Below are 14735 nucleotides of genomic sequence, written 5' to 3'. Positions count from 1 at the left end.
AGGCGGCCACGGCGGCCGTCGAGGCGGCCAGGTGAGCGGGGCACGACCCGTACGGACGCGGCCGTGTCGGTCGTGATCGTCCTGGACGGGGTCGGTCCCGATCGGTTCACCGTCGCCGTCTCGCCGCTGGCGGAGCTGGCCGCCAGCCTGCACGTGCTCACCGAGCACGCGCACCACGCCGGCCACGCTGGCTGGGCCGCGGCGGTCGTCCGAACCGCCCCGCCCGAGTTCCGGGCCGGGCTGCGCCGGTTCGCGCCGCTGTGGACCGCGCTGCGCTGGCGAGGCTTCTACCCCGGTCTCCCCGGGGCGGGGAGCGCCGGGCAGGGGCTCGCCGGGCCGGCCCCGGGTGCCGGGCTGGCCGGGCTGTCGCTGGACCGGTTCGCCGAGCTGACCGCCTACACCTGCGCCAGCGGGTATCGCGGCTTCGAGTTCGGCCGGGTGCTGCGCGACGCCGGCCAGGCCGCCGTGCTGCGCCAGACGGCGGCCGCGCTGCCCGAGCCGCACCTCGCGCTCGCCGAGGACCTGCTGCGCGACCCCGAGCTGCTGCGCGTCGAGGTCCTCGGTTTCCTCGACCTGTCCCGCCGCGTCTTCTTCCGCGCGCTCTGGGCCGAGACCGAGCCGGCGCTGCGCCGCGCCGCGCACCGGGTGCGCCGGCTGCTCGCGGACGAGGGCCCCGCCGCCGCGCTGGTCTCGCTCAGCCCGGTCAGCGCGCGCCTGGCCAGCCGGGCGGGGCCACGGGAGGGCGGCCCCGCCCGAGTCGTCTTCGACAAGGTGCACCACACGGTGATCAACCCGGGGCGCGCGCCGGTCCTGCTCATCCCGACCCGGTTCGGCGCGCCGCATCTGCTGGTGAAGGACGAGCCGGGGCTGCCACCCGTCGTGCACTTCCCGGTCGAGGCCCCGGGGGTGGGTGTCACCCTGGCCCGCGGCCGCCTGCTCGCGCTGACCGACCCGAGCCGGGTGCGGCTGTGCCGGCTGATCGCCCGCCAGCCGATGACCACCGCCGACCTCGCGGAACGGCTGGGGATGACCCGCCCGCAGGTCTCGCGCCATCTGCGGGTCCTGCGCGACCTGGGGCTGGCCCGCGTCGAGCGCGACGGCCGCTACGCGCGCTACGGCCTCGACCTGGCGGCGGTCGAGCGGATCGGCCACGACCTGGCCACGGCCCTGCAGTACTGACCGGCCGAGCCGGGCCGACCCCGACCTGTCCGCTGATTCGCGAGCCCAGGACCGCGTTTCGACGGACACTTCGCCGGCGCCCGCCCCACGCCGGCATCGCCTCGCCGACTTTGAGCGTTCGTTCTAACTCATCGGGCCGTGGGTGGTCACCGTGGGCGTCGGTGGGCTCGTCGTTGCTCGAGGCGGGCGACCAGGCGGCTCATCGCGGCGCGGGCCTGCTTGTGCGCGGTCTCGTAGCCCGCGACCTCGTCGGCGACGAGCCCGAGCGCCAGGCCCTGCATCGTGGCGGCGATGAGCGCCGGCGGGAACTCCTCCGGGTCGAGGTCGTACTCGGGAAGGATCTTGTCCAGCACCGCCATCTGCGTCCGCCGCACCTCCCGCGCGACCTCGCCCATCTCCGCCTTCAACGCCGGCCGGTGGTTCGCCGCCGCGAGGAACTCGATGAACAGCGCGGTTCCCCGGGGGTCGGACGCGAGGTCCCACCAGGCCTGCAGTGGCCGCGACGACGCCAGGGCGGCCTCCATCCGCTCGACGACGCGCCCGGAACGCCGTCGCAGCAGCGCGACGACGAGGTCGTCGACGGTCGGGAAGTAGTAGTGCAGGAGCGGCGCCCCGATGCCTATCCGCTCCGCCACGTTGCGCGAGGTCACCGCCGCGTGCCCCTCGCGGAGCATGATCTCCTCCGCCGCGTCGAGGACGCGCGCCACCTTCTCTTCGGTCGCCGCGCGGCGGCGGCGGGGTTCAGTCATCCACCTCGTCCTTCGGTCAGCCCTCCCATCTTGCTGGAGGACACCGGCCGCTGGAGACACCGGATCTCCTTGACAGCGCCACCCATCAAAGTTTGAATGACTGTTCAAAGTTAGACCGACAGTCAGCACCGCTGGGAGGCGTCCGAGTGAGCAACGCGAGCCCGGTCTACTGGGACCCGTTCGACCGCGACATCGCGCGCGACCCGTACCCGGTCTACCGGCGGATGCGCGCCGAGGCGCCGCTGTACTACAACGACCGGCACGACTTCTACGCGCTCACCCACTGGGACGACATCAACGGCGGCCTGGTCGACTGGGCCACCTTCTCCTCCTCCCGGGGCCCGATCCTCGAGGTGATCAAGGCCAACATCGAGATCCCGCCGGGCACGTTGCTCATGGAGGACCCGCCGATCCACGACATCCACCGCCGCCTGCTCGCGCGCGTGTTCACGCCGCGGCGGGTGTCGTCGCTGGAGCAGGAGATCCGGGACTTCTGCGTCCGCTGCCTCGACCGGCTCGCGGGAGTCGACCAGTTCGACCTGATGGCCGAGTTCGCGAACGAGGTGCCGATGCGCGTCATCGGCATGCTGCTCGGCATTCCGGAGGCCGACCAGCTGACGGTCCGCGAGCGCGCCGACGCCAAGCTGCGCACCGAGCCCGGCCAGCAGATGAAGGTGTCCGCGGGCGCGCTCATGGACACCGACCTGTTCGCGAGCTACATCGACTGGCGCGCCGACCATCCCGCCGACGACCTGATGACGGAGCTCATCAACGCCGAGTTCGAGGACGAGACGGGAACCAGGCGCACGCTGACCCGCGAGGAGATCCTGACCTACGTCACCGTGCTGGCCGGCGCCGGCAACGAGACGACCGCGCGCCTGATCGGCTGGCTCGTCGCCCTGCTCGACCGGTATCCCGACCAGCGCGCCGACCTCGTCGCCGACCCCTCGTTGATCCCGAACACCATCGAGGAGACGCTGCGCTTCGAGCCGACCGGCCACGCCATCGCCCGCTACGTCGCGCGGGACGTGGAACTGTACGGCCAGACGGTCCCGGCCGGCAGCGCGATGATGCTGCTCGTCGCGTCGGCCAACCGCGACGAGCGGCGCTGGGACGACGGCGAGCGCTTCGACATCCGCCGCAAGATCGACCAGCACGTCACCTTCGGCATCGGGACGCACTACTGCCTCGGCGCCGCGCTCGCCCGGCTGGAAGGCCGCATCGCGCTCGACGAGATCCTCAGGCGGTTCCCGAAGTGGGCGGTCGACTGGGACAACGCTGCGCTGTCCTCGACCTCCACCATGCGCGGCTGGGAGACCCTCCCCATCAGCGTCGACTGAACCTGAACATGGACCGGCAGGGACGTCGGCCGACGCCCTCAGGCGTCGCGGCGGCCGAGGGCGAGGCCGCCGGCGAGCAGGGCGGCGGCCGCCCACCCGGCCAGCACGCCAAGTCCCGCCCACGGCCCGATCGGCGCGCCGGGCAGGCCGAGCGTGTCCTGGATCGCGAGGCCGGCGTCGCTCGGGCCGATCTGGCGCAGCCGCCGCTCCCAGTCGGGGTCGGTGACGACGGCGCTGAGGATCGGGAACAGATACAGCAGGCCGAGGACGACGCCGACGGCGACGGTCGCCTCCCGGATCAGCGTCGTGACGCCGAGGCCGAGCAGCGCGATCAGGGCCAGGTAGAGCACCGAGCCGGCGGCGGCCCGCAGCGTCGGGCCGTCGGCCAGCGAGAGCGGCGGGTAGCCGTGCGCGGCGGTGAAGCCCTGGCCCGGCAGGATGAGCCGCCCCGCCAGCACCGAGCCCAGCGCGGCGACGGTGCCGGCGGCCAGCACGATCCCGGTGACGACGGCCGCCTTCGCGGCGAGCACGGTCGCCCGGCGGGGCACCGCCGCGAGCGTGCTGGAGATCAGGCCGGTGCTGTACTCGGTGCCGACGACCAGCACCGCCAGCAGGGCGACGACCGCCTGCCCGAGCTGCACACCCGTGAGGCTGACCCTGGCCGCGTCGACCGCGCAGCCGGCCGCGGGGCAGCTCGCGGCGGCGGCCGCGGCGGCGCTGGCCGCCACCGTCAGCGCGGCGGCGGCCAGCAGCAGGGCGCCGGGGCCGGCGACGGTCCGCAGCTTCGTCCACTCCGCGCGCACCGCCAGCCACAGATCCGCCAGCCACAGATCCGCCGTCCGGAGCTCGGCCGGCCGCGGGCCCGCCGACGAGCCCTGGTCGGCCTCGCGCCGGGGGCCGCGGAGGCCGCGAGGGCCGCGCGGACCGGGGCCAGCTGGCCCGGCCTGGTCCCGCGCGGTCCCCGCGTCGCGGCCGCCGCCCAGGGGGCTCACGCGTCCCTCCGCCGCAGCAGGTAGGTGGCCAGCCCCAGGGCCAGCACCGTCCAGCCGCACAGCACGGCGAACCCGGCCCACGGAGCCAGCGGGAAGTAGCCGGCCACGGGCGTGTAGGGATGGCCGACCTGCGGATAGGCGACGACGCTCTGCTGGATGGCGAACCCGGCCGCGGGGGTGATCCGCAGTAGCCACTGCGCGGCCCCGGCGGGCAGCACCGCCGCCACCGCGAGGACGTAGGGCAGCACCGTCAGCACGATCACGCCGGCGGCGGCGCCGGCGCCGCGCCGCAGGATCGTGCCGACCGCGACCGCGAGCACGGCGGCCACGGCGAGCAGCGCCGCGGTGCCGACGACGACGCGCAGCTCGGTCAGCCCGTCGGTCGGCAGGACCAGGTTGCCGTTGTCACGCAGCAGCCGCCGGCCGAGCGGCACGGTGACCGCCGCGGCCACCAGCCCGAGCACGAAGGTGATGGCGCCGATGACGGTCGCCTTGGCCGCGAGGACCCGGCCGCGGCGCGGGCTCGCCGCCACACTGACGCGGATCAGGCCCCGCCGGTACTCGGTGGCGATGAACAGCACCCCCAGGACCACCGCCACGGTCAGCGTGGCGAAGGTACCGACGAGCGTGCGCTCGACGGCGGCCGCCCCCTCGGTGACGAACGGGGCGATGTCCCCGGAGCCGGTGAGGGTGAACGTGCCCCGGGAGACGTCGAACCCGCCCTCGACCAGCGGGTCGCCGGTGCCGGGAGCACCACCGGGGCGGCCGGTGGCGCCGATGCGCTGCCCGCTCCAGTCGGAGCCGGCGAAGCCGCCCTGGGTGTCGAGCTCGTCGAAGGTGGCGGTGGCCGCGGCCGGCTCGCCGATGCTCTCGAACCCGCCGAGGTGCTGTTCGAACGTCTCGTCGCCGGGTGTCGCGACGAACAGGCCGGCCAGGACGGACGAGGGCAGCCCGGGCAGCCGCACGGTGCCGACCGTGGTCCAGGCCTCGCCATCCGGCGACGCGTACCCGGTGAGCAGGTCGCCGGCGCGGGTCAGGCGCAGCCAGCGGGGCGCGTCGGCGGTGACCGCTCCGGGCGGCCCGGCGGTGTCGCCGGTGAAGTTGTGCTGGAGGCGGACCCCGTGGTCGGCGGTCACCATGACCGCCGCGTACGCGGAGCCCGGCTCCGCGCTCTCCTTGAGCAGGATTCCGGCCTTCGCCCACGGCTGGGCGCCGCCCTCGGTCGGCGGCACGCCAGCCGGCCCGGCTGGACCGCCGCCGGCCGGGCCGCCAAGCCCGCCGGGTCCGTTCCCGAGGGGGAGCACCACACCGGTCAGCGAGGTCACCCGGACGGTGACCGTGCCGTCGCCGGCCAGCGGCCGGTGCACGAAGTAGGGGCCGTCGTTGACGGCCTCGCCACCCGGTCCGGTCGGCGGCGCCCGGTGACCCGCCCGGCTCTCACCGCCCGGGCCGCCGCCGACCTCGCCGTGGCTGCCAGCGGCGCCGAGCAGCCCGAACAACGGCATCAGCAGCAGGGCGACCACGGCCGCGACGACCCAGCCGCGCACCGTCCGGAACTTGGTCCACTCGGCGCGCACCAGGGCGGGCAAGCCGTCCCGCGCGGCGGGGACCGTCGAGCGGTAAGGGGTGATCGTGTCGGTCATCGCGCCGCCTCCGGCCGCGGGGCGCGGAACTCGACCGCGTCCCGGGTGAGCTCCATGTAGGCCTCCTCGAGGGTGGCCCGGTGCGCGGACACCTCCGAGAACGGCAGCCCGGCCTCGTTGAGCAGGGCCACGACGCGGCCGGCCGGCAGCCCGCTGACCGTGAGCGTCTCCCGGTCGGTGACGGTGACGGTCGCGCCGGCGCCGGCGAGCACGGTCATCGCCTCGGTCCGCTCGACCGTGCGCAGGGTGACCCGGTCACCGGACGCGGCGGCGATCAGCTCCGCGACACCGGTGTCCGCGACCACCCGGCCGCGGCCCACGACCACCAGATGGCCGGCGGTGTCCTGCAGCTCGCTCATCAGATGGCTGGAGACCAGGATGGCCCGGCCCTCGGCGGCGAGCGCGCGCAGGAAGCCCCGCATCCAGACGATGCCCTCCGGGTCGAGGCCGTTGAACGGCTCGTCCAGGATGAGCACGGGCGGGTCGCCGAGCAGCGCGGCGGCGATCCCGAGCCGCTGCCGCATGCCCAGCGAGTAGCCGCCCGTCCGGCGGCGGGCCGCCGACTCCAGCCCGGTCAGCCGCAGGACCTCGTCGACGCGCCCGGTGGGCAGCGCCTGGGAGCGCGCCAGCCACAGCAGGTGATCCCGCCCGCGGCGGGCCGGGTGCAGCGCGGCCGGGTCGAGCAACGCGCCGAGGTGCCGCAGCGGCTGGCGCAGGTCGCGGTACCACCGGCCGCCGACCAGCGCGCTCCCCTCGTCGGCGCGGTCCAGGCCGAGGATGACCCGCATGGTGGTGGACTTCCCCGCGCCGTTCGGGCCGACGAAGGCCGTGACCAGCCCGGGCGCCACGGTGAACGTCATCCCGTCCAGCGCGACGGCCGGCCCGTACCGCTTGCGCAGGCCGGTGACCTCAACTGTTGCTTCCATGCCCGGAACGCTAGGAGCCGGCGGCCCGCGGATCGTCCCGCCGCGGAGCCATCCTTGGTGTCCCTCGTGGGAGGGATGGCCCGGCGTCGGCGTTCCCTCCGTCGAGGGATTACGGCATCCCTGCCGGCGGGGACGCGGGATGGCCCGAACTGCGCCGACAATGACGTGCGTGGGGACGTACGCGGACATGGGCGAGCGGGCATCCGCCGACGCCGGTCCGGTGGACGCCGCCGGGCGGGCGGGCCGGCGGGTGGCCGTCTCGCCACGCCCCCTGATGGCCGCCGGCGCGCTGCTGGGGCTGGCCGCCGCCGTCGAGTCCGTCCTGCGCAACGCCGGGACGGACGCCGTCGGCCCGTTCGTCCTGCTGGTGTCGCTGGTCGGGCTGGCCACCACGCTGCCGGTGGCGCTGCGCCCCACCGCCGCGGCGGTGGCGGTGACCGTGGCCGCCGTCGGTTCCCTCGCCGTGTTCCAGGCCCTGACCGGCGCGGGCGCCGCGGCGCAGCTGGTCGCCGCCTACCGGCTCGGCCGGGGCGGATGGCCGCCGCTGGCCGCGCCGCTCGGCGTGCCGTACGTGCTGGTGCTGGCTTTCGGACCGGCGGCCGGGACGGGCGTTCGTGTCCTCGCCACGGTGCTGGCGTGCCTGGTCCCGGTGGCGGCGACGATCGGGACCGCCCGGCGGACCCGCCGGGAGGACGCCGAGAGCCGGGCCGCCCACCGGGCGATCGCGGGCACGCTGCTGGAGCACACCGCGCGGGGGGAACGCGCCCGGATCGCGCGCGAGCTGCACGACGTGGTCGCCCACCACATCTCCATGATCTCCGTGCAGGCCGAGAACGCCCGGCTGACCACGCCCGGCCTGCCGGCGTCCGGGGCGGCCCGGCTGTCCGCGATCGGCGACACCGCCCGCGCCGCGCTCACCGAGATGCGCCGCCTGCTCGGGGTGCTGCGCGAGGACGCCCAGGCCGACGCGGCGCGGCGCCAGCCCCAGCCGGGCCTGCGCGAGCTCACCGAGCTCCTCGACCAGGCCCGGGACACGTCCGGCGCCGGCACCCGCCTCATCCTGCGGGGCGCGCCGAGGGCGCTCGACCCCGGCGTCGAGCTGGCCGTGTACCGCATCGTCCAGGAGGCCCTCACGAACAGCCGCCGGCACGCGCCCGGGGCCGCCGTCGACGTCGAGCTGCACTACACCGACGCCGCGCTGCGGCTGCTGATCCGCGACAACGGGCCGGGGCCGGCCGCGTCCGGCCGGCCCGCCGGGCACGGGCTGCTCGGGATGCGGGAACGCGCCGCCGCGGTCGGCGGCCGGCTGCGGGCCGGCGCTGGCGCGGGCGGCGGGTTCCTCGTCGAGTCGACGCTGCCCACCCGCGCGGGGGAGGACGCCCGGCGACACCCGGCGCCGGCGGCCGGGACGCCCTCCGGGACGGACGTCCCGTGACCGCCCCGCTCCCGGTGATCCGGGTTCTCGTCGCCGACGACCACGAGGTGGTCCGCACCGGGTTCGCCGGCATCCTCGGCTCCCAGCCCGACATCACCGTGGTCGGCACCGCGGCCGACGGCGCCGAGGCCGTCCGGCTCTGCCGGGAGCAGGCGCCCGACGTGGTCCTGATGGACGTCCGGATGCCCGGGATGGACGGCATCGAGGCGACCCGCCGCCTGACCCGTGGCACGGCGGGCGCCGGCGGCTCGGGCCGAGGTATCCCAGGCGGCGGCGCCTCGGGCGGTGGTACCTCCGCCGGCGGTAACCCGAGCGCCGGCACGTCGGCCGGCGCCACCGGCGCCACCGGCGCCACCGGCACCCGCGGCGCCGGTGACGCCGCCGGCGGCCGGCCGCGGGTCATCATCCTCACCACGTTCGACCTGGACGAGTACGTCTACGACGCGATCCGCGCCGGGGCCAGCGGCTTCCTGCTCAAGGACGTCACCGCGGAACGGCTGTTCGACGCCGTCCGGGTCGTCGCCGCCGGGGACGCCCTGCTCGCGCCGACCGTCACCCGCCGGCTCATCGCCGAGTTCGCCACCCTGCGCCGCCCCGGCACGCCACCGGGCACGGCGCTGGCCGCCCTCACCCCGCGGGAGACCGAGGTGCTGTGCCTGGTCGCCGAGGGCCTGTCCAACCCGGAGATCGCCGCCCGGCTGACCGTCACCGAGGAGACCGTCAAGACCCACGTCAGCCGGATGCTGACCAAGCTGGGGCTGCGCGACCGCACCCAGGCCGTCGTCACCGCCTACGAGACCGGGCTGGTCGTCCCCCGGTCCCACCAGCGTCCGTCGTAGCGGCGGGCCGCGCCGGGCCGCTCGTTCCGGCGGGTGACGGCCGTGACGGCGGAGCGACCTGGCCAGGCGGTCCCGCTCCGCGGGTCGTCTCCGCCGGACCTGACGGTCCGGCGCCGCCAGCGGTCGTCCGATCTCCGGGGTTGGTGCCTCAAAACGGCTGGGTCAGACCCGGAAGGGGCCTTTTACCTCGAAGGTCATGCCGGCGAACGAGTTGTCGGACGTTCCGCGCTGAGAAGAGAAGTAGAGGCGAGACCCGTCCGGGGAAAAGGCCGGCCCGGTGATCTCGGAGCCCTCGTGGCCGGCCAACCGCAGGAACGGGGCGACGACGCCATCCGGGGTGATGACGCAGATCTCCAGGTTGCCGCCGTCCTCGGCGACGAAGAGGTCACCAGAGCGGGAACCGGTGATGTTGTCGACGCCGGTCAGTGGCGCGGTACCGGACGTGACAAGGGAGTCGTCGTAGGCCAGTTCATAGGCGTCGGTGGCGCAGTCGAGCTTCCAGACCCGGTTGTCGCCCTTGGTGGTCCACCACACGAGACCGTTCGCGTAGTAGCACCCCTCGCCGCCGTCGAAGTGCTTGGCGGCGGAGACCTGCCGGCGGGTCGGCCTCAACAGGCTGGTCGGGTTGGGAACCCGCTGCCAGGTGGCCGTTCCCGACGTGCTGTCCGTCGGGCCGCACAGCACCTCCAGGGTGCCCGACGACAGGTCGCCCCAGGTGTTGGGCCGGAACCGGTAGAAGCAGCCGTCGGACTTGTCCTCGGTGAGGTAGACGACCTGGCGGACCGGGTCACAGGCGGCCGCCTCGTGGGTGAACCGGCCCATCGCGGTCCGCGCGACCGCGCTCGCCCCGGTCGCCGGGTAGGTCTCCCACACCCGGCCGAGGGCGTGCTCCTCGCAGGACAGCCAGGTTCCCCACGGCGTCGGCCCGCCGGCGCAGTTGCCGCTCGTGCCGGAAAGCAGCCGCTGCGCGGAGATGATGGTCCCGGACGCGTCGAACCGCAGCACGGAGGCGCCGCCGGCGAGCGGCAGCTCGCAGTTCGACACGTACATCCAGCCGGAGCCGTTCGGGAAGCAGGCGCCGCCGTCCGGCGCGCCGTGCCAGCGGTAGCCGGTGCCGGCGACGACCTGGTTGGTGCGCGCGAGGATTCGGCTGGTGAACCCGCTCGGCAGCAGCACGCCGTTCCCGTCGGCCGCGGCGGCGAGCGGGCCGTAGGGACCGGCTCCCGGCTGGGCCGGCGCGGCCAGCGCCGTCTCCCACACGGCGCCCGAGAACGCGGCCACACCCGCCCCGACGAGCGCGGAACGTAGAAATATTCGGCGGTCCACCCAAAACCTCCCACAAGTCCTGGGAACACAGCGATCAGACGCTGATTACGCCCGGCACGGACACTATCGACCCTTTTGCGTCGCCAGCACGAAAGAATCAGTGAACAGCGGGTGGTCCCCGAAGGAATCCGCCGGAAATCCTCAACGAAACTCCCAGGGAAGTCGGCCAGGCTCAGGCTAATGCCCCGACGGCCGCGTCAGGCGCCCGCGGCCCCGACCGGTGGCCGCGTCGCCGCGCCCAAGCGGGCGGCGAACAGCGCGGCCAACTGGACAGCCCGGCCGGCCGGACAGGGCACCGCGGCGGCCCGGCCAGCCGGACGGGGGGCGCCCCGGCATCCAGCCACTCGGCACGCCGGCCCCTCACGCGATCGGTGTCGATCGCCGCGTCCGCCGGGCGGGCGCGGCCGTATACGGTACGGCCGGATACGGTACGTCCGGCGCGGCCGCGACCTGACGGGTGGGCTCGGGCCAGGCCGCCCAGGTCTGAACTCTCCCTTTGGGGGTCGGGATGCGCCTTCACGTGGGATGCGCGATGTGGACGCACAAGGCATGGCAGGGTCGCTTTCTGCCGCATCCGCTGCCACCGCACGAGCGCCTGCGGCACTATTCCCGGTGGTGTACCGCGGTCGAAGGAAACACGACGTTCTACGCGACGCCAGCCCGCGAGACCGTGGAATCGTGGGCGCGGCAGACCGACCCCGACTTCCGGTTCGTCGTCAAGCTGCCGAAACTCATCACGCATGAACGGTGCCTCACCGACGTCGACGAGCCGCTTGGCGCCTTCCTGAACGCGGTCGAGCCGCTCGGCCCGCGGGCCGAGGCGCTGTGGATCCAGCTGCCGGGATCGTTCGGCCCCGCCGACGTCCCCCTGCTCACCCGTTTCCTGCGCGGGCTCACCAGATCCCACCGCTACGCCGTGGAGGTCCGTCACCCCGCCTTCTTCGACGACCCCCGCGCGGCCCGGCTGCTCGAGAACGCCCTCGCCACCGTGGCCGCGGAGTGGATTCCGTTCGACACGACGGTGTTCTTCCAGAGCCAGCCGACCAGCGAGGCCGAGCGGGACGCCTGGGCCAAGAAGCCGCGCATGCCGCCGCGGTCGGTCGCGCTGACCGACCGGCCCATCGTCCGCTACCTCGGCCGCGACGACTCCGAACAGACGGCCGAGGGCTGGCGGAGCTGGGTCGACATCGCCGTCGAGTGGCTTCAGGAGGGCCGCTCGCCCACCTTTTTCCTACATACCCCGGACAACGCGGACGCCCCGCTGCTCGCCCGCCAGTTCCACGACGAAGTGCGTGCCCGCGTCCCCGGACTCGCCCTGCTCCCCCAGCCGCTGCCCACCGAGCCTTCGACGCCCTTGACTCTCTTCTGACTGGCCGCCGAGAATCACGGATCGATCCGACCTGGCCGAACTCTGGCGATCATTAGCAATGGAGGCGCGACGGCCGAGAGCGGCTTCCAGTCGGGAACTATACCGAGTCGGACATTTCATCCATTGATACCCACCCATGGTCGCCGCGGCCGGGCCGATTGAGCGGCAAGGGCACCTTTCCCCGCGGCTCGGCGATGGTCCAGCAGGACGCCCGTCGCCGCGTCGCCGACGTCCGGTCGCGCTCGATGGCTTCAGGAGGCATTGAGTCAGGAGGCATTGAGATGGCGCCGCCGCCGGGGTGGCTGCCGGCGAACCGCCGCGGCGGCGGCCGGGGCGTCGACGGCGGTGGCAGTAACCTCTAAGCGGCGGCCGGACTGCGCAGTCGGCGCCAGTTGTGCACACCCCCTTTCGGAAAATGCGACCGCGCCACTAGCCTTCGCGTCCGCGGGAGGGGCGATGGCGCCCTTTCCCATACCAATTCGGGCTGGCGACGCGGCACGAGGGGTTTCATGTTGAGCTCGGCACAAACTGAGGAGCCATTCGGATCCACACTGTTCGCTCGCCTGCTCACCGAAGCGGGCATATCCGATACTCGATTCGCGCGTCAGATCAATCTACGCGCCCGCCACCAGCGCCGGGTGGAGCTTGGGCTCGCGCGGTCCACAGTTGGTCACTGGCGGCGCGGAATGCGCCCCCGCGACCCCATGGTCGCCGAGCTGGCCGCGGCCGAGATCTCGGCGGCGGTTGGCTATTCGGTCACGCCCGCGGATTTCGGGTGGCGCGGCGAGGGCACCACCCATGACCTCGGCCTGGTCGTCGCGGACTCGCCGGCCCAGACCCTCAGCTCGCTGACCGGGGTAGCGGCGCGGGACCTGCGGCGGGGCGACTCGTCGCCCTACGGCACGGGGTTCGTCGCGAGCGCGTTCGCCGAACCGGCGCTGGCGAGCCTCGCCGGCATCATCCCCCGGATCGAGGCGGCCGCCCCGTCCGTCCAACCGCGCCCCGGCCGCGCCGGCTACTCCAGCGGCCCGGTCACGAGCGCGGCGGTGGTCCGGGACGTCGTCGCCTCTTTCCGGAAGCTGGACGCCCGGTTCGGCGGCGGTGAGATCCGCTCTCAGGTCGTGGCCTTTGCGCACGAGCGTCTGCGGGCCGCGGCGGGGGGCCCGGCGAACGCCGAGCTGTTCAGCGCGCTCGGGGAGCTCGCCCAGTTCAGCGGATGGCTGGCGCAGGAATGCGGCCATCCGGCGCTGGGGCAGCGCTATTACATCCAGGCGCTCAGCCTGGCCGAACACGCGGGCGACGCGATGATGGCCGGCCGGGTGCTGTCCACGATGAGTGACCAGGCTGCCCTGCTGGGCCACCGGCGCCAGAGCCTCGCCCTGGCCAGCGCCGCGCTGGACCGCGCCGGCCGGGCGGCAGCGCCGCTGGTGGCGGCCATGTTGCACGACAAGCACGCCTGGGCGCTCGCCCGCGTCGGAGACGAAGCCGGCTGTACGGAGGCGCTGTTCGCGATGGAACAGGCGGCCAGCCGCGCCGTGCCCGGCGACGGCCCGGCGTGGGCCGGCCACTACAACGCCGGCGACGTGGCCGAATGCCAGGGCCGCTGCTTCAGGCTGCTGGGACGCCCGCTTCAGGCCGAACAGCGGCTAGTGGAGGGCAGGACCCTGCAGAAGGCCTCGCGTGTCCGCACCCGCTGCTACGCCGAGGCCGATCTCGCGCTGTCCTACCTGCAACGGCAGGCGCCGGACCTGGAGGGCGCCCTGGAGGCCGCCAACGCGGCGGTCGGGCTGGCTTCCGGCCTGTCCTCCACGCGTATCGCCGGGAAGCTGCGGGAACTAGACCAGGCGTTCGCCGGCCATCGAACGATCGCGGCCCAAAGATGGCGACGCACCACGGCACCACTGCTCTCGAGTCCTCGGAAATAGCTGGTGACTGGTTCGGAACCGTGCCGGGCCGACGCCGGCCGGGTCTACCCAGGACGACCAGCGGCCTGAAGGCGGTGATCTGACATCCGAAGGTGGCGAGCGAAGATCGATAATGGCGATCCGGCGCACCTCCCACGCACCGTCGCCGCGGTACAGGCCGGCGACGAGGAGGCCTTTCGGGTTCTCTACCGCACCGTCCAGCCGCGGTTGCTGCACACCCTGCGGGAACTCTCCGGCGACGACGCCACCGACACCGAGGTAGCGGACGCGGCGGCCAGAATGTGGCCACGGATCATCGACTCCCTCGACGCGTTTCGCGTGGACGTACTCCCGTCCACGGCCGTTCCAGCCCAACGGGGCGAGCTCGCCGGCGAGCCGGCGGCGGTACTCGCCTTCCGCGGCTCTCGCGTCACCGCCCCCACCGAACCGCCAGCCAGGCTCTCGCTGCCCAGGAGGCTTCTGACCGTCAAGGCCGTGGCCGCCATCGCGGTCGCCGCGGGGGGTGTCGCGGCCGCCGCCGGCACCGGCGTCGTTCCGCCGTTCGACGGCTACTGGCGACCCGAGACCAACGCGCCGGCGGAGCGACCGGGAAGCCCGCCCACCGCGAGCCTCCCGGGCGAGCCGAGCGCACCTTCTCCGACCGCCGGGCCGGCCACCGTCGGACCCACCGCGCCCGGCCTCGGCCCGCTCTGCGCGGGCTCGTCCGGCACCTCCGGCGAGGCCGAGGGAAGCCTTGGCTACGCCCTGGTGACAGCCGCCTCGGCTGGCCCGGGCGACGTGAGCGCCTACTGCGCCACGCCAGGCGATACCCGTCCCCCCGCGACCTCCCCCAAGCCCTCGCCGGGCGAGCCCGATTACAGCCCGCCCGGCCAGGCCAACGGAAACCCCGACCCCGGCAAACCTAGCCAAGCACCCGGAAACCCCGACTCCAACAGGCCCGGCCAGGCCAACGGAAACCCCGACCCCGGCAAACCTAGCCAAGCACCCGGAAACCCCGACTCCAACAGGCCCG

The 14735-nt window shown here is 74.3% G+C and carries 12 protein-coding genes; 7 read left to right on the top strand and 5 right to left on the bottom strand.

What is annotated here, in order from left to right; translation table 11 throughout:
- The first annotated feature begins 63 nt into the window (after positions 1-63).
- The gene (locus I6A81_RS35275; protein ID WP_203001467.1) at positions 64-1179 is read left to right on the top strand and encodes an ArsR/SmtB family transcription factor; all 1116 of its coding nucleotides are present in this window, start codon (positions 64-66) and stop codon (positions 1177-1179) included.
- 146 nt (positions 1180-1325) lie between these two features.
- Here I6A81_RS35275 and I6A81_RS35270 read toward each other — a convergent pair whose 3' ends face one another.
- Positions 1326-1928 carry a TetR/AcrR family transcriptional regulator gene (locus I6A81_RS35270; RefSeq protein ID WP_203001469.1) on the bottom strand — a complete coding sequence of 201 codons (603 nt, stop codon included), beginning with the start codon at positions 1926-1928 and terminating at the stop codon, positions 1326-1328.
- 146 nt (positions 1929-2074) lie between these two features.
- On the opposite strand from I6A81_RS35270, the gene I6A81_RS35265 reads away from it, so the two are divergent.
- Entirely contained in the window at positions 2075-3268 is a 1194-nt protein-coding gene (locus tag I6A81_RS35265; RefSeq protein ID WP_203001471.1) for a cytochrome P450, read from the top strand.
- 38 nt (positions 3269-3306) lie between these two features.
- Here the strand turns inward: I6A81_RS35265 and I6A81_RS35260 are convergent, their stop codons facing one another.
- From I6A81_RS35260 to I6A81_RS35250, 3 genes are all read right to left on the bottom strand, one after another.
- Complete coding sequence (locus I6A81_RS35260; protein WP_203001503.1) at positions 3307-4083, bottom strand: ABC transporter permease; 777 nt, start codon at positions 4081-4083, stop codon at positions 3307-3309.
- Between the two features lie 173 nt (positions 4084-4256).
- A complete protein-coding gene (locus tag I6A81_RS35255; RefSeq protein WP_203001473.1) occupies positions 4257-5903 on the bottom strand; it encodes an ABC transporter permease subunit in 1647 nt (548 codons plus the stop codon).
- Positions 5900-6829, bottom strand: coding sequence for an ATP-binding cassette domain-containing protein (locus I6A81_RS35250; RefSeq protein WP_203001475.1), 930 nt, complete (start codon positions 6827-6829; stop codon positions 5900-5902). The genes I6A81_RS35255 and I6A81_RS35250 overlap by 4 nt, the downstream gene beginning before the upstream one ends.
- A 274-nt stretch (positions 6830-7103) precedes the next feature.
- Here I6A81_RS35250 and I6A81_RS45225 point away from each other — a divergent pair, with 274 nt between their 5' ends.
- A complete protein-coding gene (locus I6A81_RS45225; protein ID WP_285222708.1) occupies positions 7104-8264 on the top strand; it encodes a sensor histidine kinase in 1161 nt (386 codons plus the stop codon).
- A complete protein-coding gene (locus I6A81_RS35240; RefSeq protein WP_307875134.1) occupies positions 8261-9103 on the top strand; it encodes a response regulator transcription factor in 843 nt (280 codons plus the stop codon). The genes I6A81_RS45225 and I6A81_RS35240 overlap by 4 nt, the downstream gene beginning before the upstream one ends.
- A gap of 162 nt (positions 9104-9265) precedes the next feature.
- On the opposite strand, the gene I6A81_RS35235 is transcribed toward I6A81_RS35240, so the two are convergent.
- Entirely contained in the window at positions 9266-10429 is a 1164-nt protein-coding gene (locus I6A81_RS35235) for an alkaline phosphatase PhoX (protein WP_203001479.1), read from the bottom strand.
- A gap of 508 nt (positions 10430-10937) precedes the next feature.
- Here I6A81_RS35235 and I6A81_RS35230 point away from each other — a divergent pair.
- The 3 genes from I6A81_RS35230 to I6A81_RS35220 all read left to right on the top strand — a co-directional run.
- Positions 10938-11798 (top strand): DUF72 domain-containing protein, encoded by an 861-nt coding sequence (locus I6A81_RS35230; RefSeq protein WP_203001481.1) that lies wholly within the window; start codon positions 10938-10940, stop codon positions 11796-11798.
- A 686-nt stretch (positions 11799-12484) separates the two neighbouring features.
- On the top strand, positions 12485-13723 hold the full coding sequence (locus tag I6A81_RS35225) for a transcriptional regulator (protein WP_307875133.1): 1239 nt from the start codon (positions 12485-12487) through the stop codon (positions 13721-13723).
- 207 nt (positions 13724-13930) lie between these two features.
- The coding region (locus tag I6A81_RS35220) for a hypothetical protein (protein ID WP_203010422.1) at positions 13931-14735 on the top strand (805 nt) is incomplete at its 3' end.

It is taken from the genome of Frankia nepalensis (assembly GCF_016786325.1).
Classification (GTDB): Bacteria; Actinomycetota; Actinomycetes; order Frankiales; family Frankiaceae; genus Pseudofrankia; species Pseudofrankia nepalensis.
Note: the sequence above shows the minus strand (reverse complement) of the source record. Positions and strands in the feature narration are given on the sequence as shown.

Coding starts and splice junctions, on each gene's coding strand:
- I6A81_RS45225 (WP_285222708.1), top strand. CDS start 7,104: ATGGCCGCCGGCGCGCTGCTGGGGCTGGCCGCCGCCGTCGAGTCCGTC.
- I6A81_RS35270 (WP_203001469.1), bottom strand. CDS start 1,928: ATGACTGAACCCCGCCGCCGCCGCGCGGCGACCGAAGAGAAGGTGGCG.
- I6A81_RS35225 (WP_307875133.1), top strand. CDS start 12,485: ATGCGCCCCCGCGACCCCATGGTCGCCGAGCTGGCCGCGGCCGAGATC.
- I6A81_RS35230 (WP_203001481.1), top strand. CDS start 10,938: ATGCGCCTTCACGTGGGATGCGCGATGTGGACGCACAAGGCATGGCAG.
- I6A81_RS35250 (WP_203001475.1), bottom strand. CDS start 6,829: ATGGAAGCAACAGTTGAGGTCACCGGCCTGCGCAAGCGGTACGGGCCG.
- I6A81_RS35255 (WP_203001473.1), bottom strand. CDS start 5,903: ATGACCGACACGATCACCCCTTACCGCTCGACGGTCCCCGCCGCGCGG.